The 19,602-nt window shown below is 73.3% G+C and carries 17 protein-coding genes; 7 read left to right on the top strand and 10 right to left on the bottom strand.

What is annotated here, in order from left to right:
• Positions 1 to 3: 3 nt before the first annotated feature.
• Positions 4 to 1,560, bottom strand: a complete 1,557-nt coding sequence (locus C1703_RS32165) for a Re/Si-specific NAD(P)(+) transhydrogenase subunit alpha (RefSeq protein ID WP_114256119.1) — start codon at positions 1,558 to 1,560, stop codon at positions 4 to 6.
• Positions 1,561 to 1,858: 298 nt separating this feature from the next.
• Here C1703_RS32165 and C1703_RS32160 point away from each other — a divergent pair, with 298 nt between their 5' ends.
• Entirely contained in the window at positions 1,859 to 3,388 is a 1,530-nt protein-coding gene (locus C1703_RS32160; protein WP_114257695.1) for an MFS transporter, read from the top strand.
• Positions 3,389 to 3,522: 134 nt separating this feature from the next.
• Positions 3,523 to 4,512 (top strand): Lrp/AsnC family transcriptional regulator, encoded by a 990-nt coding sequence (locus C1703_RS32155; protein ID WP_114256118.1) that lies wholly within the window; start codon positions 3,523 to 3,525, stop codon positions 4,510 to 4,512.
• On the opposite strand, the gene C1703_RS32150 is transcribed toward C1703_RS32155, so the two are convergent.
• The 4 genes from C1703_RS32150 to C1703_RS32135 are packed head-to-tail and all read right to left on the bottom strand — an operon-like array spanning position 4,509 to position 9,376.
• Positions 4,509 to 6,173 carry an alpha-amylase family glycosyl hydrolase gene (locus C1703_RS32150; protein ID WP_114256117.1) on the bottom strand — a complete coding sequence of 555 codons (1,665 nt, stop codon included), beginning with the start codon at positions 6,171 to 6,173 and terminating at the stop codon, positions 4,509 to 4,511. The two genes, C1703_RS32155 and C1703_RS32150, sit on opposite strands and share 4 nt — an antisense overlap.
• Before the next feature lie 31 nt (positions 6,174 to 6,204).
• Positions 6,205 to 7,038 carry a carbohydrate ABC transporter permease gene (locus C1703_RS32145; protein ID WP_114256116.1) on the bottom strand — a complete coding sequence of 278 codons (834 nt, stop codon included), beginning with the start codon at positions 7,036 to 7,038 and terminating at the stop codon, positions 6,205 to 6,207.
• Entirely contained in the window at positions 7,035 to 8,069 is a 1,035-nt protein-coding gene (locus tag C1703_RS32140) for a sugar ABC transporter permease (RefSeq protein WP_114257694.1), read from the bottom strand. Before C1703_RS32140 ends, C1703_RS32145 begins: the two co-directional genes overlap by 4 nt.
• An 11-nt stretch (positions 8,070 to 8,080) precedes the next feature.
• Positions 8,081 to 9,376 (bottom strand): ABC transporter substrate-binding protein, encoded by a 1,296-nt coding sequence (locus C1703_RS32135; protein ID WP_114256115.1) that lies wholly within the window; start codon positions 9,374 to 9,376, stop codon positions 8,081 to 8,083.
• A gap of 313 nt (positions 9,377 to 9,689) precedes the next feature.
• On the opposite strand from C1703_RS32135, the gene C1703_RS32130 reads away from it, so the two are divergent.
• Both C1703_RS32130 and C1703_RS32125 read left to right on the top strand, forming a co-directional pair.
• Complete coding sequence (locus tag C1703_RS32130; protein WP_114256114.1) at positions 9,690 to 10,724, top strand: LacI family DNA-binding transcriptional regulator; 1,035 nt, start codon at positions 9,690 to 9,692, stop codon at positions 10,722 to 10,724.
• 66 nt (positions 10,725 to 10,790) lie between these two features.
• Positions 10,791 to 11,603 carry a class I SAM-dependent methyltransferase gene (locus C1703_RS32125; RefSeq protein WP_198678335.1) on the top strand — a complete coding sequence of 271 codons (813 nt, stop codon included), beginning with the start codon at positions 10,791 to 10,793 and terminating at the stop codon, positions 11,601 to 11,603.
• Here the strand turns inward: C1703_RS32125 and C1703_RS32120 are convergent.
• The gene (locus C1703_RS32120; RefSeq protein ID WP_114256113.1) at positions 11,490 to 12,065 is read right to left on the bottom strand and encodes a transcriptional repressor; all 576 of its coding nucleotides are present in this window, start codon (positions 12,063 to 12,065) and stop codon (positions 11,490 to 11,492) included. The genes C1703_RS32125 and C1703_RS32120 overlap by 114 nt on opposite strands.
• A 261-nt stretch (positions 12,066 to 12,326) precedes the next feature.
• Between C1703_RS32120 and C1703_RS32115 the strand changes: the two genes are divergently transcribed.
• The 3 genes from C1703_RS32115 to C1703_RS32105 all read left to right on the top strand — a co-directional run bounded on the left by C1703_RS32115 (position 12,327) and on the right by C1703_RS32105 (position 15,131).
• Complete coding sequence (locus tag C1703_RS32115; RefSeq protein ID WP_114256112.1) at positions 12,327 to 13,742, top strand: family 43 glycosylhydrolase; 1,416 nt, start codon at positions 12,327 to 12,329, stop codon at positions 13,740 to 13,742.
• A gap of 79 nt (positions 13,743 to 13,821) precedes the next feature.
• Positions 13,822 to 14,730, top strand: a complete 909-nt coding sequence (locus C1703_RS32110; RefSeq protein ID WP_114256111.1) for a polysaccharide pyruvyl transferase family protein — start codon at positions 13,822 to 13,824, stop codon at positions 14,728 to 14,730.
• Between the two features lie 80 nt (positions 14,731 to 14,810).
• Positions 14,811 to 15,131: a DUF3040 domain-containing protein gene (locus tag C1703_RS32105; RefSeq protein WP_114256110.1), complete on the top strand. Its 321-nt coding sequence runs from the start codon at positions 14,811 to 14,813 to the stop codon at positions 15,129 to 15,131.
• Between the two features lie 22 nt (positions 15,132 to 15,153).
• Here the strand turns inward: C1703_RS32105 and C1703_RS32100 are convergent, their stop codons facing one another.
• The 4 genes from C1703_RS32100 to rfaE2 form a co-directional block, all read right to left on the bottom strand.
• A complete protein-coding gene (locus C1703_RS32100) occupies positions 15,154 to 16,050 on the bottom strand; it encodes a glycosyltransferase (RefSeq protein WP_114256109.1) in 897 nt (298 codons plus the stop codon).
• Complete coding sequence (locus tag C1703_RS32095; RefSeq protein ID WP_198678334.1) at positions 16,047 to 16,928, bottom strand: glycosyltransferase; 882 nt, start codon at positions 16,926 to 16,928, stop codon at positions 16,047 to 16,049. Before C1703_RS32095 ends, C1703_RS32100 begins: the two co-directional genes overlap by 4 nt.
• Before the next feature lie 25 nt (positions 16,929 to 16,953).
• The gene (locus C1703_RS32090) at positions 16,954 to 18,042 is read right to left on the bottom strand and encodes a glycosyltransferase family 9 protein (RefSeq protein WP_232840798.1); all 1,089 of its coding nucleotides are present in this window, start codon (positions 18,040 to 18,042) and stop codon (positions 16,954 to 16,956) included.
• Between the two features lie 194 nt (positions 18,043 to 18,236).
• Complete coding sequence (gene rfaE2, locus C1703_RS32085) at positions 18,237 to 19,601, bottom strand: D-glycero-beta-D-manno-heptose 1-phosphate adenylyltransferase (RefSeq protein ID WP_114257691.1); 1,365 nt, start codon at positions 19,599 to 19,601, stop codon at positions 18,237 to 18,239.
• Position 19,602: the final 1 nt, after the last annotated feature.

The following is a 19,602-nucleotide window of genomic DNA, read 5'->3' as shown; positions in this document are numbered from 1 at the left end:
TGATCAGCCCTTCGAGAACATGCCGAGCATGCGGCGGGTGACGGCGAATCCGCCGAAGATGTTGATGCTCGCCAGCAGGATCGCGGCGAACGACAGCACGGTGACGGCGGTGTTCCCCTGCCCGATCTGGAGCAGCGCGCCGACCACGACGATCCCGGAGATGGCGTTGGTGACCGACATCAATGGGGTGTGCAGGGCGTGGTGCACGTTGCCGATGACGTAGAAGCCGATGACGATCGCCAGGACGAACACCGTGAAGTGGCCGAGGAGTTCGCTGGGTGAGAAGGCCGTCACGAGGAACAGCGCGAGCGCCCCGGCGGCGACCAGGGCGTAGGAGGCCCACGCGGGGCGGGTGGGCTTGGCCGGTGCCTCGGGGGCGGGCGCCGCGGCGTTCTTCGCGGTGGCGGGGGCCGGTGCGGCGGACACCTGCACCGGGGGCGGGGGCCAGGTCTTCTCGCCCTCGCGGACCACGGTGATCGAGCGCTGCACCACGTCGTCGAAGTCGAGGACGAGCCGGCCGTCCTTGCCGGGCGTGAGCAGCTTCATCAGGTTGACGACGTTGGTGCCGTACAGCTGCGAGGCCTGGGCGGGGAGCCGGCCGGGCAGGTCGGTGTAGCCGATGATCGTCACGTCGTTGTCGGTGACGACGGCCTTGCCCGGGACCGTGCCCTCGACGTTGCCGCCCTGGGCCGCGGCCATGTCGACGATGACGCTGCCGGGCTTCATGCGCGCCACGTCCTCGGCGGTGATCAGCCTCGGCGCCGGGCGGCCGGGGATGAGCGCGGTGGTGATGATGATGTCGACGTCGGCGGCCTGCTCGGCGTAGAGCTGCGCGGCGAGCCGGTTGTAGTCCTCGGAGGTGGCCTTGGCGTAGCCGTCGGTGCTCACCTCCTGCTCGGCGGAGACCGTCAGGAACTCGCCGCCCAGGGAGCGGACCTGCTCGGCGACCTCGGGCCGGGGGTCGGTGGCGCGGACCACGGCGCCGAGGCTGCGGGCCGCGCCGATCGCCGCGAGTCCGGCCACGCCGGCTCCGGCCACCAGGACCTTCGCCGGCGGCACCTTGCCGGCGGCGGTGACCTGGCCGGTGAAGAACCGGCCGAAGGCGTGGGCGGCCTCGACCACGGCCCGGTAGCCGGCGATGTTCGCCATCGAGCTGAGGACGTCCAGGGACTGGGCGCGCGAGATGCGCGGCACGGCGTCCATGGCGAGCACGGTGATCGGCCGCCGGGCCAGCTCCTCGACCAGTTCCGGGTTGAGCGCGGGGCTGATCAGCGCGATCAGGGTCGCCCCGTCGCGCAGCCGGCCGATCTCCTCACGGGAGGGCCCGTTCACCTTGAGCACGATCTCCGCGTGCCACGGGTCGCCGAGCCTGGCTCCCGCCTCCTCGTAGGCCTCGTCGGAGAAGCGGGACGAGGCTCCCGCTCCCGGTTCGACCACCACGTCGTACCCGAGTGCGGCAAGTCTCCCCACGGTGGCCGGCGTGGCCGCCACCCTGGTCTCGCCCGCAGTGGACTCGGCCGGTATGCCGATCCGCTGGGGTTCCGGTTCCGCTGGGACCATCGTCTGCCTCTCTCGTCGTTCGGGTGCCTGTTCTCCATCGGTGCCCGCATCCTGCACGCTCGACGCGGTATTGGCGGCGGGCCGTGGTCACATGGCCGAGGAGGTCGTCCTCACACCACCGAGGGGTTGCCGCGAGAGGCGTACGGGGGTATCGGTGTGCCGCCCGGGACGAGAGTTGTCCTGTGATGCGGCCTGACATGTCCGGGCGCAGACTGGGTTTGTGAGCAGCACGCGCCCGGGGCGCGGGACCGCGTCCCCTTCCCGAACCGCTCCGCAGCAGACGGTGGCGCTGGCGGCGATGATGTTCGCCGTCGCCATGACCTTCATCGACCAGACCATCGTGTCCATCGCGGCTCCGGACATCGTCCGCGAACTGGGCCTGTCGTCCTCCGGCATGCAGTGGGTGGTCAACGCCTACCTGCTGGCCCTCGCGGCGTTCTTCGCCCTCGGCGGGCGCCTCGCCGACCTCTACGGGCCGCGCCGGGTCGTCGTGATCGGCACGCTGGTGTTCGTCGTCTCGTCGGTGCTGTGCGGCTGCGTCCCCGCGGGCGGTGCCGCGCAGACCTGGCTCATCGTGTTCCGCGCCGTCCAGGGGTTCGGGGCGGCCCTGCTCTTCCCGGCGGCCCTCGCCGTGGTGGTGGCGGTCTTCCCGGTCGAGCGGCGCGGCCGCGCCCTCGCCCTGTTCTTCGGCGTCACCGGCGCGCTGACCGCCCTCGGCCCGCTGCTGGGCGGCTGGCTGACGAGCTGGACGTGGCGGGCCGTCTTCTGGGTCAACGTCCCGGTCGCGATCGTGGCGCTGGTGCTCACGGCCCTGGCGCACATTCCCGACCGGCGGCGGCCGGGCATGCTGGACGTGCGGGGCGCCGTCCTCGTCGCGGCCGGCATGGGCCTGAGCGTCCTGGGCTTCCAGCAGGCCTGGTCCTGGGGGTGGGACAGCTGGGCGACCTGGGTGTGCGTCGTGGGCGGCCTCGTGGTGCTCCACGGGTTCGTCCGCTACGAGCGGCAGCGGGCGCATCCGCTGATCGACCTGCGGGTCTTCCGGGACCGGGCGTTCACCATGGACGCGGCGGTGCTGTTCTTCGCGATGCTCGCCTTCGTCCCGCTGTTCTTCTTCGCCTCCGTGTACGCGCAGGTGTCCCTGAGCGCCTCGCCGAACCAGGCGGCGCTGTTCCTGCTGTACTTCTTCGCGGGCTTCGCGATCGCCTCGCAGTGGGGCGGCCGGATCCTGGACAAGCAGGGCGCGCGCCCGGCCCTGAAACTCGGCACGGCGGTGGGCGCCGCCGGGTTCGCGCTGTGGGCGGGCGAGCTCACCGACCTGTCCATGCACGACCAGTGGCCGTACGCGGCCCTGGCCGGGGCCGGTATCGGCCTCGTCCTCGCGCCCGCCTCGACGGACGCCGTCAACCGGGCCATCGGGGCGTCCTACGGCGAGGTCACCGGCATCACCCAGACCGTGCGCAACTACGCGGCCAGCGTGGGTCTGGCCGTCTACGGCACGATCCTCACGCACGTCACGACCCGCAACGTGGTGAGCACCCTGGAGTCCCGGGGCGTGCCCGCCGGCGACGCGGACACCGTGGCCCGTGACGTCACCGAGTCCGTCACGGGCAGCGGCGACTCCCGGCCGCCCACCGGCACCGGCACCGCCGCCGAGGCGACGCGGGACGCGATGGCCGCCGTCCGCATGGACTTCGCCGAGGCCAACCAGTGGGTGTTCTACGGCATGGCCGTCGCCCTGGGCCTCGGGTTCCTGTGCGCCCTGCGCCACCCGGGCGGCAGGGCGGACGCGGCCTCGCGGGCGGCCGAACCGGCCGTGCGGGCCCACTGACCGCCGGACGAAGGCTCGTCGCGGGATCGCCCGGGCGTGCCGTGCGTCCAGCCCGCGACCGGCTGCGCCACGGCGGCCGCCGGCGTGGTCTCCTTGCAGTCCGTGCGTGATCACGAGGCGAGGAGGAGACAGCGATGGAACCGGGCGCCGCCCTCGATCCGCTCGACCTGAAGCTGCTGCAGGCGCTCCAGCTGGACGGGCGGGCGCCGTTCAGCCGGATCGCGCAGGTGCTCGGCGTCTCCGACCAGACCGTCGCCCGGCGGTACCGGCGGCTGCGCACCCGCGCCCGGCTGAAGGTGCTCGGCGTGGCCGACGAGAACCGCCTCGGCCGCAGCAGCTGGATCGTCCGGCTGCGCTGCACCCCGGACGTGGCCGAGCAGTTGGCGGGCGGGCTCGCCCGGCGCCCGGACACCTCCTACGTCAGCCTGAACTCCGGCGGCACGGAGGTGATGTGCATGATGAAGCCGCGCAACCGGGAGGCCCGCGACGAACTCCTCCTCGACCGGCTCCAGCGCACACCCCGCGTCACGTCGGTCAGCGCCCACTGCGTGCTGCACCCGTTCTACGGCGGCGCGCTCGGCTGGCTGAACAAGGCCGACGCCCTCTCCCCCGACGAGCAGGCGGCGCTGCGCCCGCCGCCCGTCGCGGCGCCCGCGGGCCCGGTCGCCCTGGACGCGGACGACGAGTCGCTGATCGACGTGCTGCGGCACGACGGCCGCGCCACGCTCACCGAACTGCAGTCGGCCACCGGCCAGTCGGAGTCCGTGGTCAAGCGGCGCCTGGAGTGGCTGCGGTCCACCGGAGTGCTCTACTTCCGCGTCCAGCACGACACGAGCCTGCTCGGCCACGAGGTGGAGTCCATCCTGTGGCTCACGGTGGCCCCGGCCGCCCTCGCCTCCGTGGGCCGCGTCCTCGCCGAGCACCCCCAGGTCCCCTTCGCCGCGGCCGTCACCGGCCAGGCCAACATCTTCGCCGCCAGCCTGCACCGCAGCGCCGGGGACCTGTACACGTACCTGAGCGAGAAGATCGGCGCACTCGAAGGCGTCCGGTCCGTCGAGACCGCGCTGACCCTGCGCCGCATCAAGCAGCTCTCCTACGAACCCAGGCGCACCGGCTCCGCCTAGTGTTCGTCCACCGCCAGCCACACCGCCCGGTCCGGCTCCAGCACGCCGTCCGTCAGCGGGCCGCTGGAGAGGAGGACCGCGGAGTGGGCGGGCAGCGCGTACGGCTCGGGCGAGAGGTTGACCACGCAGGCGAAGCCCGGGTCGCGGCCGAAGGACAGCACCCCCTCCGGGACGTCCCGCCAGGTCATGGTGCCGTCGCCGAGGGCGGGGTGGTCGCGGCGGATGCGCAGGGCCGTGCGGTACAGCTCCAGCATGGAGTCCGGGTCGCCGGTCTGCGCCTCGACGCTCAGCCCGGCCCAGTCGGCCGGCTGGGGCAGCCAGGGGGTGGCTCCGGCGGGGCCGAAGCCGTACGGGGGTGCCTGGCCGGACCAGGGGATCGGGACGCGGCAGCCGTCGCGGCCCCGGTCGGTGTGGCCGGAGCGTTCCCAGATCGGGTCCTGGAGGGCGGACTCGGGCAGGTCCTCGACCTCGGGCAGGCCGAGTTCCTCGCCCTGGTAGACGTAGGCGCCGCCGGGCAGGGCGAGCATCAGCAGGGCGGCGGCGCGGGCGCGCCGGGTGCCGAGTTCCAGGTCGAGGGGGCCTTCGGGTTCGTACCGCGCGTTGGCGAGCCAGCTGCGCGCGACGCTGCGGCCGTAGCGGCTGGGGTGGCGCATCACGTCGTGGTTGGACAGGACCCAGGTGGCGGGCGCGCCCACCGCGCCGAGCATGGCGAGGGAGTCGTCGATGACGGCGCGCAGGTCCTTGGCGTCCCAGCCGCACATCAGGAAGTCGAAGTTGAAGGCGGTGTGCAGGCCGTCCCGGCGGACGTAGGCGGCGAGGCGTTCGGGGGTGTCCGCCCAGGCCTCGGCGACGAAGGAGCGGTCGCCGGGGAACTCGTCGGCGACCTTGCGCCAGGCGCGGTAGATCTCGTGCACCTCGTCCCGGTCCCAGTGCGGATGGTCCAGGTGCGGCCGGACCTCGTCGCGGCGGGTGAGCGGTCCCGCCACCGCCGGTTCCGCGCGGGGCGGCAGGTCGGGCAGCTCCGGGTGTTTGACCAGGCCGTGGGCGACGTCGATGCGGAAGCCGTCGACGCCCCGGCCGAACCAGAACCGCAGGATCGACTCGAACTCGGCCCGCACCTCGGGGTGTTGCCAGTTGAGGTCGGGCTGCTGGGGTGCGAAGAGGTGGAGGTACCAGTCGCCGTCGGGCAGCCGGGTCCAGGCCGGGCCGCCGAAGCAGGAGACCCAGTCGTTCGGGGGCTGCGCCCCGTCGGGGCCGCGCCCGGGGCGGAAGACGTAGCGCTCGCGTTCGGGGCTGCCGGGTCCGGCCGCCAGGGCAGCCCGGAACCAGGCGTGCTGGTCGGAGGTGTGGTTGGGCACGATGTCGGGGATGACGCGGATGCCGTGCGCGTGCGCTTCCTCGATGAGCCGCTCGGCGTCGGCGAGGGTCCCGAACAGCGGGTCGATGTCCCGGAAGTCGGCGACGTCGTAGCCGTGGTCGGCCATGGGCGACCGGTACCAGGGGTTGATCCAGATGGCGTCCACGCCCAGCGACTTGAGATGGGGCAGGCGGGCGCGCAGGCCGGCGATGTCGCCGACGCCGTCGCCGTCGCCGTCGGCGAAGCTGCGGATGTAGACCTGGTAGATGACGGCGCTGCGCCACCAGGGTGCGGGACGGGGCATGGCACTCCTCACAAGAGGACGGGGACGGTGGCTACTTGGCCGCGCCGGCGGTGAGCCCGGCGACGATCCGGCGCTGGAAGAGCAGCACCATGACCACCAGCGGGATGGTCACGACGACGCCCGCGGCCATCTGGCTGCCGAACGGCGTCTGGTAGGTGGTGGCGCCGGAGAACTTGGAGATGGCGACGGTCGCGGTCTGCATGCCGGGCTTGTTGGTCATCGACAGGGCGATGAGGAACTCGTTCCAGGCGGCGATGAACGTGATGATCGCGGTGGTGAAGATGCCCGGCGCGGCCAGCGGCACGATGACCTTGCGGAAGGCCTGGCCGCGGGTGCAGCCGTCGACCATGGCGGCGTGCTCCAGCTCGTCCGGCATCTGCCGGAAGAACGTGGTCAGGTTCCACACCGCGAGCGGCAGCGTGAAGGACATGCTGGGCACGATCATCGCCTGGTAGGTGTTGATCCAGCCGATGTCCGTGAACAGTTTCAGCAGCGGCACGACGATCGACACCACCGGGAACATCGAGGTGGCGATGATCAGCGTGAGGATCAGCCGCTTGAAGCGGAACTCCAGGCGGGCCATCGCGTAGGCGGTGAAGGTCGCCAGCAGCAGGGACAGCGCGGTGGTGACGCCCGCGACGATCAGGCTGTTGAGCAGTGCCCGGGTGAAGCCCTGGGCGGGGCTGAAGACCGAGCGGTAGTTCTCCAGGGACAGCGGGGAGGGCAGCGGGGACGTGCTGAAGATGTCGCTGCTGCGGCGGAGGCTGGAGACCAGCATCCAGTAGAACGGGGCCAGGCAGTACGCCACCACCGCGGCGATGCCCAGATACGGCAGCCACTGCCGCCACTTGGCCGTGAGGATCATGCCGTCACCTCCCGTGCCTTGCGCGGCCTGCTCTTTCTCGCGCCGCCCGCTTCTCCGATGAGGTCGGCGCCGAGCAGCCGGACGAAGGCGAGCGCGATGAGGAAGACGTAGAGGAAGAGCAGGACCGCGTAGGCGGAGGCCGGTCCGAAGCGGACGTTGGAGGCCTCGTTCTGGGCGAGCATGGACAGGGTCTCCACGGAGCCCTTCTGGGCGCCGATGAGGATGTAGGGCAGGTCGAACATCCGCAGCGCGTCCAGGCAGCGGAACAGCACCGCGACCAGCAGCGCGGGTTTCACCAGGGGCAGGGTGATGCGCCAGAACTGCTGCAGGGCGCTCGCCCCGTCGAGCCGGGCCGCCTCGTAGACCTCCTTGGGGACGACCTGGAGGCCGGCCAGGACGAGCAGTCCGATGAAGGGGGCGGTCTTCCACACGTCGGCGATGACCACGGCGACCTTGGCGGAGAAGCCGTCGGCGGTCCACAGCACCTGGTGTCCGAGGAGGACGTTGGCGATGCCGTCGGCGTTGAAGATCCACTTCCAGAGCAGTCCGGAGATGGCGGTGGGGATGGCCCAGGGCACGAGGATGCTCGCCCGCACCAGGCCGCGGCCCCGGAACGCCTTGTGCATGATGAGGGCCATGGCCACGCCGATCACGGTCTCCAGTGACACGGTGACGACGGTGAAGAACGTGGTGTTCCAGAAGGCGTTCCAGAAGCGGTCGCCGGCCTGGGTGAAGATGTCGGTGTAGTTCTTCAGGCCGACGAACGGCTCGGTGTCGCTGATGAATCCGGTCCTGGGGTCCAGTCCCTTGGGCCCGTAGAGGGACTCGTCGAGCGCCATGAGCGTCGGGTAGAGGACGACGATCGTCAGTACGAGCAGGGTCGGGGAGACCAGCAGTGCCGCCAGCCGTCCGGAGCCGGCGGTGGCGCGGGAGCGGGGGCGCCGCGTGGCCGGGGACCGCCCGGGGCGGCGGGTGGCCGCCGTCCCGGGCACGGTCGCGGTGGTGTCGAGCGGGATCGTGGTGTCGGCCATGATCCGCGCCCTCACTGGGCCGTCAGCTTCTGCAGGTCGGCCTGCAGGTCCTTGAGCGCCTGGGCGCTGCTCTTCTTGCCGGTGAGGGCGGCGTAGACCTCGTTCTGGATCGCGGCGGTGACGTCGCCGTACTGCACGACGCGGGGGCGGGGCACGGCCTTGGTGATGGACTGCTTGAGGTCGGGCAGGTACGGATACTGCTTGTCCAGCGCGGCGTTGTCGTACAGGTCGGCGTAGGGCGGGGCGAGGGAGGCGTTCTTGAGGAAGTAGGTGGCGCTCTCCTCGCTGGTGAAGAACTTCATGAAGTCCAGGGCCGTGGCCTTGTGCTTGGCGAAGGACGACAGGGCCAGGTTCGAGCCGCCGAGGCTGGAGGCGCCGGGGCCGTTCAGGCCGGGCAGGGGCGCGACGGCGAACTTGCCCTTGACGGCGCTCTTCTGGGCCAGCGAGTACACGTAGGGCCAGTTGTCGAGGAAGACCAGCTTGCCGGCTTGGAAGGCCTGGCGGCCGTCCTCCTCCTGGTAGGTGATGGCCTCCTTGGGGATCGTGCCGTCCTTGAAGGACTTGACGAGGAAGTCGAGGCCCCTCTTCGCCTGCGGGGTGTCGACGTCGGGCTTGCCGTTCGCGTCGGTGATGCGGCCGCCCGCGGAGTTCACGGCCTCGGCGAAGTTCACCGTGAGGCCCTCGTACTTCTGGAACTGCCCGGCGTAGCAGGACATGTTCTTCGCCTCGGGGAGCTTCTTCACCTTGGCGCAGTCGGCGGTCATCTGCGCCCAAGTGGCGGGGGGTTGCGTGATGCCGGCCTTCTTCAGCAGGTCGGTGCGGTAGAACAGCAGGCCCCCGTTGGAGCTGGCGGGGACGGCGTAGAGCTTGCCGCGGTACTTGCCGGTCTCCACGACGGGCTGGAGCATCTTGCCGAGCGGGAACCGGTTCGCGGGCAGCGGCTCGATCCACTGGTGGGCGGCGAACTCCGACGTCCACACGACGTCGGTGGCGAGGACCGTGTAGGCGTCGGACTTCGTCTCCGCGTTCTGGATCATCTGCTGGCGCTGCGAGTCGGCGTCCGTGGGCAGCTGGATGAAGGTGACCTTCTCCTTGGGGTGCGCCTTGTTCCAGCGGTCGATGATGGTCTGGACGGTGCCGGTGGTGTCCTTGCCCGCGACGTAGGTGATGGGGCCGCGGCCGTTGAACTTGGCCGGCGCGGGCTGCGCGGAGCCGGAGCCGCCGGACGAGCCGCAGGCGGTGAGGAGGAGCCCGGCGGCGGTGAGCGCTGCGGAACACTGGATCGCTCTGGCGGTGCTGGTCTTCACTGTCTCTCCTGGTCGTGACGTACCGAAGTCGTGACGGTTCCCCCGGGATGGCTTTGGTCATGAGATTGCGTTGCCACGGCATTCCGCTGATAAAAAACGCAGGTCACAGCGGATAAGAGGCGTCCCTCCGGGGCGACTTCGATCCTGTCGAGACAACGTTTGCACGCTAGGAGCGCCCCGTCGGGAAGTCAATGTGCTCCAACGCCTCAAGAAGGCAAGAATCAGGTGAGACAGCGCTACCAGCACGGGCCGCGGATCGCGAGGTCGCTGTGCTAGCGTCCGACGCATGTCACCAGGTCAGCGGCACCCCACGATGGCCGACGTCGCCGAGCGGGCCGGGGTCTCCGTCTCCACCGTCTCGCGCACCCTGCGCGGTCTGACCACCGTCTCGCCGGATGTCCGCGCCCGGGTCGAACAGGCCGCGCGGGACCTGGACTTCGCGGCTTCCCGGCATGCCGCGAGCCTGGTCACGGGCAGGACGGGCAGCGTCGCGGTGCTGGTGCCCACGCTCTCCTCGTGGTTCGTGGGCGCGGCGCTGTCCGGTCTGGGTCTCGTCCTGCGGGCGGCCGGCATGGACCTGACGGTGTATGTGATCCCCGGCATGGCGGAGCGCAGGGCGTTCTTCGAGCACCTCCCGGCCCGGCGCAACGCGGACGCGCTGCTGGTGTTCTCCTTCGACCTCACCGAGGAGGAGACCGGGCGGCTGGACAAGCTCGGCATGCCGGTCGTCTACGTCAGCCAGCACGTCGACGGACGCCCGAGCGTCTACGTCGACGACGTGGCCGGCGCGCTGCGCGGCACCCGGCACCTGCTCAACCTCGGCCACCGCCGGATCGCCTACGTGCAGACGGTGGGCGCCGGCGGTTTCTCCTTCAGCTCGCAGGAACGGCTGGTCGGCTACCGGCAGGCCCTCACCGAGGCGGGCATCCCGCTGGACGACGACCTGGTGGTGGCCACCCCGGCGGGCGACAAGCGGGGCGCCGCCGAGGCGGTCGGCAGGCTGCTGGGGCTGCGGGAGCCGCCCACCGCGGTCTTCGCCGAGCAGGACGAGGTGGCGGTCGCCGTGATCTGGACCCTGCGGGCGACGCGGATCGACGTGCCCGGGCAGGTGTCGGTCGTCGGCTTCGACGACCAGCCGGTGGCGCAGTGGTTCGATCTGACCACCGTGGCGCAGTCGCCCTCGCGGATCGGCCGGGAGGCCGGCGAGCTGGCCCTGTCGCTCATCAACGACCCGGGCGCGGACCGCGAGCGGCACCTCGTGCTGCCCACCCACGTGATTCCCAGGGCCACGACCGCGCCGCCCCCTGCCCCACGGAGTGCGCCGGATCGCCAACTGCCGCCCGACTGAGGGAAATCGCCCCGCCCCGGGTGCGCCTGCTGCCTAGACTCGGCCGAAAACGAGGGGGGCTGCCGTATGACCACCGGTCGGAACACCGTCGGAGACGTCTTCAGCGCGGGAGCGGAGGAGTTCCACCGCTGGTCCGGGGCGCTGTGGGATCCGGTCGGCGAGGCCACGGCGGAGGTGGCCGCCCCGGCCGTCGGGGAGTCGGTGCTGGACGCCTGCTGCGGGGCCGGCGCGTCGGCGCTGCCGGCCGCGCGGGCCGTGGGGCCGGCGGGCCGGGTGGACGCCGTGGACCTCGCGGAGGGGCTGCTGGCGATCGGCGAGCGCCGGGCGCGGGAGGAGGGCCTGCCCAACATCCGCTTCCACCACCACGAGGTGACCTCGTGGCCCGTGCCCGGCGACGGTTACGACGTCGTGCAGTGCGCGCTCGGGGTGTTCTTCTTCCCCGACATGGACCGGGACTCGGCCGCGCTTGCCCGGATGGTGCGCCCCGGGGGCCGGTTCGTCGTGACGGTCTGGGAGAAGGGCGCGCTCGGCGGCTGGCAGTCGGCCCTGTGGGACGCGGTCCGCACGGAGCGCGACCTGCCCCGTCCGCCGCAGCGGGAGCAGCTGGCCCGGATCGACTCCGCCGACACCCTCGCGGCCTGGCTGACGGACCTCGGCGGCGGCGAACCCCGGGTCGTCCGGCGGCGGTTCGACACGCCGCTGACCCCGGAGACGGCCTGGGTCCTGGCCACCGGCAGCGGGACGCGCGGGATGTTCGCCGGGCTGTCACCGGCGGCCGTCGAGCGGGTGCGCGCCGAGTTCACCGCCCGGCTCACGGCGGACGCGGTCACCGACCTCGACGTACGCGTCCTCGTGGGCACGGCCCGCTTCTCCGGCTGACCGGGCCGGCGGGCAGGCGGCCGGGGCCGGCTCGCGCCCGCAGGGGCCGCAGACGCCGGTGAGTTCGAGGGTGTGCTCCAGTTCCGAGAAGCCCGTGATCTCGGCGAGCCGGGCGGCCCACTCCTCGACCGTCTCCGCGTCCACGGGCCGGCTTCGCCCGCAGCGGCGGCAGATGAGGTAGTGGCGGTGCTCACCGGTCGGCCGCCCCAGGTACAGCCGCTCACCGCCCTCGTCGCGTACGACGTCGACGAACCCGGCGCGGTCCAGTTCGCGCAGGGTGCGGTAGACGGTGGTGAGGCCGACGGTGCTGCCGGAGTCGGCCAGCAGGGCGTGCAGTTCCTGCGCGGAGACGAACTCGCGGCAGCGGCCCAGGGCGTCGAGCACGGCCCGGCGCTGCCGGGTGCTGCGCAGGCCCGGGGCGGGGACGCGTCCCGCCGCCGGGCCCTGCTCCGCTTCGCCCATCAGGGAACTCCTAGGTCGACCGGCGTCTTCGTCGGCACCCCATGCTAGATGAACATGGTTTTCACGTCGATGAGCGACCCGGCCGTCTCGCGCACCCTGCCTGTCCGAACCGTTGACGAGGGTAAGAGCCCCACTTATCTTCTGACCGAATTCATGGCCGAATTCACGAACTGCGTTCGATATCACGGACAGAGGCGGCTCGCCCCACCTCCTGATCCCCTCCGGAGACCTCCCTTGAGACGCACTGCCGTACGGCTCCTCATGGCCGCCCTGGTCGCCCTGGCGACCTGCCTCGCGGGCGCGCCCGCGCAGGCCGCCGTGCCCGACTCCCCCGCCGTCACGTACACCAACCCGATCGCGGAGAAGCGGGCCGACCCGCACATCTTCAAGCACACCGACGGCTACTACTACTTCACCGCGACCGTCCCCGAGTACGACCGCATCGTGCTGCGCCGGGCGACCACCGTCCAAGGGCTGAGGACGGCCCCCGAGACCACCATCTGGACCAAGCACGCCAGCGGTGTGATGGGGGCGCACATCTGGGCGCCGGAGATCCACTTCATCGACGGCAAGTGGTACGTGTACTTCGCCGCCGGCGCCACGAACGACATCTGGGCGATCCGGATGTACGTCCTGGAGGGCACCGGCGCCAACCCGCTCACCGCCACCTGGACGGAGAAGGGGCAGATCAAGACCCAGTGGGAGAGCTTCTCCCTGGACGCCACCACGTTCGTCGTGAACGGCGTGCGCTACCTGGCCTGGGCGCAGCGCGACCCGTCCGTGAACAACAACACGGACATCTACCTGGCGAGGATGGCCAACCCCTGGACGATCACCGGCACCCCGGTGATGCTGTCGCGGCCCACCTACTCCTGGGAGACCGTCGGCTACAAGGTCAACGAGGGCCCGGCCGTCATCCAGCGCGGCGGCAAGGTGTTCATGACGTACTCCGCGAGCGCCACCGACAGCAACTACTGCCTGGGCATGCTCACCGCCTCCGCCGGCGCGAACCTGCTCAGCCAGGCCTCCTGGAGCAAGAGCGCCACTCCGGTCTTCGCCAGCAGCGCCGCGACCAGCCAGTACGGCCCGGGCCACAACTCCTTCACCGTCTCCGAGGACGGCAAGAGCGACATCCTCGTCTACCACGACCGCAGCTACAAGGACATCAGCGGCGACCCGCTCAACGACCCCAACCGCCGCACCCGCGTGCAGAAGGTGTACTGGAACGCCGACGGCACCCCGAACTTCGGCATCCCGGTCGCCGACGGCGTCACCCCGCAGCGCTTCTCCTCGTACAACTTCCCGGACCGGTACATCCGCCACTGGGACTACCGGGCCCGGATCGAGGCGAACGTCACCAAGCTCGCCGACTCGCAGTTCCGCGTCGTGCCCGGCCTCGCCGGCAGCGGCACCGTCTCGCTGGAGTCGGCCAACTTCCCCGGCTACTACCTGCGGCACAAGAACTACGAGGTGTGGCTGGAGCGCAACGACGGCAGCGCGCAGTTCGCGGCCGACGCCACCTTCCACCGGCGCGCCGGGCTGGCCGACTCCGCGGGGGTGTCGTACGAGTCGTACAACTACCCCGGGCGATACGTCCGCCACTGGGAGTACCTGCTGAACGTGCAGGCGGTGAGCACGGCCACCGACCGGGCGGACGCCACCTTCCACGCCGAGTGACCGGAGAGTAAATGCACGTAATGCCCTGATTGTCTTGCCGGGGGGCGGGCACTCAGGGCATGTGCAGACACGAGAGGGCATGCGACCGCGCAGGGTGCTGCTGACCGGGTGGTTCAGCTTCCGGGACGGGGAGGCGACCGCCGGGGACGTGCTCGCCCTGCGCCGGGTGGAGGACGTACTGCGGGGGACGGGCATCCCCTACGACATCGCCTGGAGTCCCGGCTTCCGGCCGGAGGCGCTGCATCTGGACCGGCTGTGGCCGAAGGACTACTCCCACCTGGTGTTCGTGTGCGGCCCGCTGCACGGGCCGCAGGTCGAGGAGCTGCACCGGCGGTTCGCGCACTGCGTGCGGATCGCCGTCGGCACCTCGGTGATCGACCCCGCCAGCGCGGCCGTGACCGGCTTCCACCGGGTGCTGCCCCGGGACGCGCCGGACAGCGAGCCGGTGGAGGACCTGGCGGCCCGCGCCCCCGAGGTGCCCGCCCGGCCGGTCGTCGGGGTGATCCTCACGCACGGGCAGGAGGAGTACGGCACGCTGCGGCGGCACGGGCAGGTCGCCGAGGAGGTGACGCGCTGGCTGGCCGGGAAGGACTGCGCCCGGCTGGAACTGGAGACGCGGCTCGACACCCACGACTGGCATCTGAGCGCCACGCCCGCGCAGTTGCAGTCCGTGCTGGCCCGGCTGGACCTCGTCGTCACCGACCGGCTGCACGGGCTGGTGATCGCGCTGCGGGTCGGCACCCCGGTGCTGGCTGTCGACCCCGTCGAGGGCGGCGCGAAGATGACCGCGCAGGCCCGCGCCTGCGGCTGGCCCGCGCTGGTGCCCGCCGAGCGGCTGGACGTGCGGCAGTTGGACCGCTGGTGGGACTGGTGCCTGACCGGCGGCCGGGTGACCGCCCGGCAGATCCGCGACGGGTTCCGCGAGGGGACCGTGCCGGACAGCGCGGACCGGCTCGTGGAGGCGCTGGCGCGGCCCGTCCCCGGTTAGCTCCCGGGCCTCACGGGGCACCCGCTCTTACGTCCCCCTCCCCCGGAACACTGACGCTCCGGCCGTCCGAAGGAGAGAGCGTGTCCATCGGCCGACTCCCCGAGAACGAGCAGCGCATCCTCGACGAGATGGAACGCGCCCTGCGCCGCGACCGCCGCCTCGACCGCCGGCTGCGCACGCTGCGGCTGAGCCGCCTTCCCGACCCGGCCCGTGTCCTGGCCCGGTTGGGCTCCTACCGTCCCCGGGGCTGGACCGTGGCGGTCCTGCTCGCGGTCTCGGTCGCCCTGATGGTGGCCGGGATCGTCACCTCCGAGCCGGGGGTGATCTGGGCGTTCGCCGCCGTGTGGCCGCTGACGCTGTTCGCGGTGTTCCGGCTGATGTGCCGGTGGTGCGGGAGCTGAGCCCCGGCCGCCCCGGGGCGCGTCAGCCGGTGTAGCGGCGGGCCTTCGAGGCCCGCTGGGCCGGTTCGAGCAGGCGCAGCCGGGACTCCACCCGGTGCGGGAGGACCCGGCGTTCGCGCAGCACCCAGGGGAGGGCGGCCGCCGCCTCGGCGAAGGCGCGCAGGGACGCGGTGTCGCGCGGGACCGTGCGGGCCAGGTCCACGGTCCGGCGCAGCGCGGGACCGGCCGGGCGGCGCAGCCAGGTGAACCACAGGGTGTTGCGGATGCCGTGGGTCCGGCGCAGGGTGGCGTCCCGGGCGACGGACGGGTGGTGGTGCACCGCCAGGTGGTCGGCGTACGTCAGCCACCAGCCGTCGGCCGCGAGGTCAGCGGCGAGCAGTTCCTCCTCGCCGCCGAGCCACAGCCGGGGATGGAAGCCGCCCGCGGCCCGGAAGGCGTCGGTGCGCAGCACGGTCGCCGCCGCCAGGAACGAGCCCAGGGCCGGTCCCGGCAGCCAATCCGGCCCGGGCACGGGCGAGTTGCGCAGTTCCTCGACGATCGGGTCGTCGGTGCCGTCGGGTTCGACGACGATCCGGGCCGTGACCGAGCCCAGCGCGGGATGCCGGTCCAGCAGGTCGGCGGCCCCGGTCAGCGATCCGGGCGCCCACCAGGAGTCGTCGTCGCAGAAGGCGATGTAGGGCGTGCCGACCTGCCGGATCGCCAGGTTGCGGCCGACGGCGCCGAGGTTGCGGCCGGGCCGCAGCAGCCGGACCCGCGGATGGTGGCGGGCGACGGCCTCGGCGGTGCCGTCGGTGGAGCCGTTGTCGGTGACGATCACCGGCGGGTCCTCGGGCAGTTCGGCCAGGCGGTCGAGGGTGCGCAGGAGTTCCCGGCGCCGGTTGTGGGTGATGACGACGACGGTGGTACGGCGGTCGGTCACGTGGACGCTCCCTCCAGCAGGCGCGCGGCCCGTTCCACGTGCGGGGGCAGGGGCCGGCGTGCGCGCAGGGCGGCGGGCAGCCGGGCCAGTGTCCCGCGCAGGGCGCGCCGGGCGTGGCCGTCGTGCCGGGCCTCGGCGGCCAGGGCGCGGGTGCGGGCCAGCGCGTAGGGCACGGGGCGGCGCAGCCAGGCGGTGAGGAGTTCGTTGCGGCGCTGGACGGCGCTGCGGCCGGTGCGCGGCGCGGACGCCGGGTGGTGGTGGGCGATGACGTCCGGGCAGTGGGTGACGCCCCAGCCGCGGGCGGCCAGGTCGTAGGCGAGGAGGGTCTCCTCGCCGCCGAAGAACAGCAGCCGGTGGAAGCCGCCCGCGTCGAGGTAGGCGCTGCGGCGGACGACACAGGCGCAGGCGAGGAAGCCCAGCACTTGGGTGCCGGGCAGGTCGCCGACCCGGCCGAGCGGCGAGTCCGCGAGCACCTCGTTGAGCGGGTCCGGGTCCGCGGTGGGGCCGACCAGGGTGCGGGCGGAGATGAGGCCGAGCCGCGGGTGGGCCTCGAACAGGCGGGCCGCCGTGTCCAGGGCGCCGGGTGCCCACCAGGAGTCGTCGTCGCTGAACGCCACGTACGGGGTGTCCAGGGCCCGGGCCCCGTAGGTGCGGGCGAGGGCGCCGTGGTTGAACGGCAGCGCCAGGACGCGGACCCGGGGGAAGTCGCGGGCGAGCATGGCGCGCGTGTCGTCGGTGGAGGCGTTGTCGGCGACGAGGATCTCGGGCCGCTCGGGCAGGTTGTGGAGGTGCCGCAGGGCTCCGGCGAGTGCGGCGGAGCGGTTGCGGGTGGCGATGACGACGCCGACGGGGCTCGGGTCCGGGTTCGGGACGGTCATCGTGGTCATCGTGCGGGGTGCCCCCTCACGGGTGTCGGATGCCGGGCAGTTCGTCGACGGCGCGCAGGACGTCGTCGGGGGTGATGCGCAGCAGCGCGGGGTCGGGGCGGCGGCCGTGCGGGTCACCCTCCGGGCCGTACCACAGCGCGCGGTGGCGCGGGCCGGGCGGTGGGCCCCAGCGGCTGGGTGCGACCGGGCCGAAGAGGGTGACGGAGCGCGTGGCGTGGGCGACCGCCAGGTGGGCGATGCCGGTGTCGCCGCTGATCACGACGTGGGCGTCGGCGACGAGCGCGGCCAGCCGGCCGAAGGGGAGGCCGCCGCCGAACACGTCGGTGTCGGGCAGGCCGGCCCGCTTGGCGAGCCGGGCCACGAGGTCGCCCTCGTCGGCGCCGCCGGTCACCACGACGCGCAGGCCCCGGGCGCGCAGCGCGACCGCGACGTCCGCGTAGCGCTCGACGGGCCAGCAGCGGGCCGGGGACCCCGCGCCGGGGTGCAGGACGGCCGCGCCGGGGGCCGGGGAGGCGGTGCGCGGTCGGGGCAGGAGCAGGTCGCCGGGGTCGGCGTCGATGCCGTACGCCTGGAGCAGGCGGCACCAGCGGTCGCGTTCGTGTTCCTCCGCGTACCAGGGCGGGCCGTCGACCTCCGGGGTGTCCGGGTGGGCGAAGGCGAGCAGCTTCAGCGGGCGCAGGTCCATGAGCAGCCGGTGGCTGGGCGGGCCGTTGCCGTGCAGGTCGACGGCGACGTCCGGCGGCGGTCCGGTCCAGTCGAGCGACCGCGGCACGGCCCGCCCCGGCGCGGCGGCGGGCAGCAGCCGGTCCACGGCCCCCGTCACCGCGGCGACGGGCTCCAGTTCGGCGGGCGTGGCCAGCACGATCTCATGCCCCGGGTAGGCCCGCCGCAGGGCGCGCAGGGCAGGGACACCGGCGAGCAGGTCACCGAGGCCGAGGGCGCGCAGGACGAGGAGGCGGGGGCGGGGGTTGCCCTCCGGGGGCACGTCCGGGGCCGTGAACGGGCCTGTGCCCCGGGCCGGGGCCGGTGCTGTGGCGCGCGCCGTGACCGGGCCCGTGCCCGGCGCCGTGGCCGGTGCTGTGCCCCGCGCCGCGCCCGACGTCATGCCGGCCGCCGCGTCCGACGCCACGCCCGTGCCCGGCTGCGCACCCCGCGTCGCCGCCGGGCGCGGGGGCGGTGCCGGGTTCGGTGGCGTGCTCGGTGTGCTGTCCGGTGCCATGGCAGCAGCCTCCCCCGCGCCCTGCGCGTCCGCCGCCGTGGCCGGTCCCATCGGGTGTCCTGGCCTCCTCGTGCCGCCGGTCACCGCGCTCCCTCCGCCGCCCTTTCCAGCAGGGCCGTCGAGGAGCGGCCGTCGAGGTAGGGCAGCAGGACCGCCTGGCCGCCCCACTCCTGGAGGAGGGCGGCTTCGGGGAGGTCGGCGGCCGCGTAGTCACCGCCCTTGACCCAGACGTCGGGACGCAGGTCGGCCAGGAGCCGTTCGGGGGTGTCCTCGTCGAAGACGGCGACCGCGTCGACGCAGGCCAGGGCGCGCAGGACCCGGAGCCGGTCGGTGAGCGGGTTCACCGGGCGGCCGCCGCCCTTGCGGCGCCGCACCGAGGCGTCGGAGTTGACGCAGACGACGAGGCAGTCGCCGAGCCGCCGGGCGGCCTGGAGCAGGCCGACGTGGCCGGCGTGCAGCAGGTCGAAGCAGCCGCCGGCGGCGACGACCGTGCCGTGCGCGGCGCGGACCCGGGCGGCCAGGGCGCTCGGGTCGTCCTCGTCGGGCGGGAGTACCGGCGGGGTGTCCGCGCTCGGCAGCGCCGCCGCGCCGCCCGCCGCGACGAAGCCGGTCGCGGCGGCCACGGCGCCCTCGACGGCCTCGGCGGTCAGGACGCCGTCGGCGAGCAGCCCGGCCGCCGTGGCGGCGAACCGGTCGCCGGCCCCGCAGCTGTCGCCCGGGTGCGCGGCGGGGGCGGGGACGAGCAGCGGGTGCTCGCCGTAGGAGAGGAGGGCGCCGCGTGCGCCGAGGGTCACCGCGACGGCCGCGGCCCGCCAGTGCCCTACGAGGGCGGCGGCGCTGTGCGCGGCGGCGCGCAGGTCCCGGCGCGGTGTGCCGTCCTGCGGGGCGAGGCCGTGGGCCTCCTTCTCCGCCGGGGTGACCAGCCGGGTGCCCGGCACGGGCGGGCCGCCGCGCGGGTGCGGGTCCCAGACCAGGGGCGGGCGGGCGGCGAGGTCGTCGCGCAGGGCGTCGGCGGCGCCGCGGCCGTAGTCGGAGACGAGCACGGCGGGCGCGGAGCGGACGGCCTCGCGGGCGGTGTCCGTGGCCTCGCGGGTGCGGCCGGCTCCCCGGTCCAGGCGGACCACCGGGCGGTCCTGCGCGAGGACCCGGGTCTTCTCGGGAAGGGGTCCGGTCAGGGGCAGCGGGATCAGGGTGAGCCAGGGTTCCAGGAGGCGGCGCAGTTCGCGGCTCGCGGGGTCGTCGCCGACGCCCGCCACCAGCGTGACGTCCCGGCCGTCGCGGGCCGCGAGGTACGCGGCGAGGGCGGCGCCGCCGGGCCGGGTCCGCTCCCCGCAGTCGTCGACGACCGGCACGGGCGCGTCGGGCGCGAGCCGTTCGGCGCGGCCGGTCAGGTCCCGGTCCAGCAGGGCGTCACCGACGACGACCAGGGGTGCCTTGCCGCTCATG

This window comes from Streptomyces sp. Go-475 (genome assembly GCF_003330845.1).
GTDB lineage: Bacteria > Actinomycetota > Actinomycetes > Streptomycetales > Streptomycetaceae > Streptomyces.
The sequence above is the reverse complement of the archived record's forward strand: the minus strand, read 5'-3'. Positions and strand labels throughout refer to the sequence as shown.

Bases quoted from the DNA above. Each gene is read 5' to 3' on its own strand.
- C1703_RS32165 (WP_114256119.1), bottom strand. From the start codon at position 1,560: ATGGTCCCAGCGGAACCGGAACCCCAGCGGATCGGCATACCGGCCGAG.
- C1703_RS32160 (WP_114257695.1), top strand. From the start codon at position 1,859: ATGATGTTCGCCGTCGCCATGACCTTCATCGACCAGACCATCGTGTCC.
- C1703_RS32155 (WP_114256118.1), top strand. From the start codon at position 3,523: ATGGAACCGGGCGCCGCCCTCGATCCGCTCGACCTGAAGCTGCTGCAG.
- C1703_RS32150 (WP_114256117.1), bottom strand. From the start codon at position 6,173: ATGCCCCGTCCCGCACCCTGGTGGCGCAGCGCCGTCATCTACCAGGTC.
- C1703_RS32145 (WP_114256116.1), bottom strand. From the start codon at position 7,038: ATGATCCTCACGGCCAAGTGGCGGCAGTGGCTGCCGTATCTGGGCATC.
- C1703_RS32140 (WP_114257694.1), bottom strand. From the start codon at position 8,069: ATGGCCGACACCACGATCCCGCTCGACACCACCGCGACCGTGCCCGGG.
- C1703_RS32130 (WP_114256114.1), top strand. From the start codon at position 9,690: ATGGCCGACGTCGCCGAGCGGGCCGGGGTCTCCGTCTCCACCGTCTCG.
- C1703_RS32125 (WP_198678335.1), top strand. From the start codon at position 10,791: ATGACCACCGGTCGGAACACCGTCGGAGACGTCTTCAGCGCGGGAGCG.
- C1703_RS32120 (WP_114256113.1), bottom strand. From the start codon at position 12,065: ATGGGCGAAGCGGAGCAGGGCCCGGCGGCGGGACGCGTCCCCGCCCCG.
- C1703_RS32115 (WP_114256112.1), top strand. From the start codon at position 12,327: ATGGCCGCCCTGGTCGCCCTGGCGACCTGCCTCGCGGGCGCGCCCGCG.
- C1703_RS32110 (WP_114256111.1), top strand. From the start codon at position 13,822: ATGCGACCGCGCAGGGTGCTGCTGACCGGGTGGTTCAGCTTCCGGGAC.
- C1703_RS32095 (WP_198678334.1), bottom strand. From the start codon at position 16,928: ATGACCGTCCCGAACCCGGACCCGAGCCCCGTCGGCGTCGTCATCGCC.
- C1703_RS32090 (WP_232840798.1), bottom strand. From the start codon at position 18,042: ATGACGTCGGGCGCGGCGCGGGGCACAGCACCGGCCACGGCGCCGGGC.
- rfaE2 (WP_114257691.1), bottom strand. From the start codon at position 19,601: ATGAGCGGCAAGGCACCCCTGGTCGTCGTCGGTGACGCCCTGCTGGAC.